Raw genomic sequence first — 261 nt, 5'->3', positions numbered from 1 at the left:
GCTGCTTGAGATGGCGGAAGACGAAGCGAAGCGCCGCGGCTGCATCGGCGCCTTTATCGATACGATGAGCCCGGACGCCCTGAAGGTCTACCAGCGCTATGGCTATGAGACGATCGGCGTGCTCGGCGAATTCGCCGGCGGCCACACCTTCACTTGGCTGAAGAAGCGCTTCGAACCCTAACTAAGCGAAGCCTGGCGCGTTTCCGCATCGATCGCCAGCGCCGCCAGAGCGGCAATCACCAGCAATCCGGCAAACAGCCC

Annotated in this window: 1 pseudogene; it reads left to right on the top strand. The window is 62.5% G+C overall.

What is annotated here, in order from left to right:
* Positions 1-181, top strand: a pseudogene (locus SB772_RS42520) (GNAT family N-acetyltransferase); the annotation flags it as partial.
* Positions 182-261 lie beyond the last annotated feature (80 nt).

Origin of the sequence: Paraburkholderia sp. SIMBA_030, assembly GCF_046535245.1 — a bacterium.
In the GTDB taxonomy this organism is placed as follows: Bacteria; Pseudomonadota; Gammaproteobacteria; order Burkholderiales; family Burkholderiaceae; genus Paraburkholderia.
The sequence above is the reverse complement of the archived record's forward strand: the minus strand, read 5'-3'. Positions and strand labels throughout refer to the sequence as shown.